The organism is Pseudomonas sp. 32_A, assembly GCF_017490905.1.
In the GTDB taxonomy this organism is placed as follows: domain Bacteria; phylum Pseudomonadota; class Gammaproteobacteria; order Pseudomonadales; family Pseudomonadaceae; genus Aquipseudomonas; species Aquipseudomonas inefficax.
The window spans coordinates 1-430 of record NZ_JAFGYI010000402.1 but is presented as its reverse complement, the minus strand read 5'-3'; the positions used below and the strand labels follow the sequence as shown (position 1 = coordinate 430).

Sequence of the window (430 nt, the reverse complement as noted above, 5' to 3'; positions counted from 1 at the left end):
GTCGTAGAAGCGCTTCGCCCGCGCGATCGCGTCGGCCGACGTCGCCGCGCCGCCGACGAGTTCGACGAGCGGAATCAGGTGCGGCGGATTGAACGGATGCGCGACGAGGCAGCGCTGCGGATGCGCGTCGCACGCGGTCTGGATATCGGACATCTTGAGCCCGGACGAGCTCGATGCGACGAGCACGTGCGCGGGCAGGCGCGCGTCGATCCGGCGATACAGCTCGCGCTTGAAATCGAGACGCTCGGGGCCGTTCTCCTGCACGAAGTCCGCGCCTGCGAGCGCGGCGTCGAGCGGCGGCTCGAACGCCACGCGCGACGCGAGCGTGCCGGCGCGCTCGCCTAGAAAATTCGCAAGCGCGGCGTCGAGCCGCTCGCGCGCGCCGGGCGCGGGATCGGTCACGGCGACGTCGAAACCCTTCGACAAATAG

The 430-nt window shown here is 70.5% G+C and carries 1 protein-coding gene; it reads right to left on the bottom strand.

From position 1 onward, the window contains the following. Positions 1-430: 3-hydroxyacyl-CoA dehydrogenase NAD-binding domain-containing protein (locus J5M58_RS27245; RefSeq protein WP_243432578.1), on the bottom strand; the 430-nt coding region annotated here is incomplete at both ends.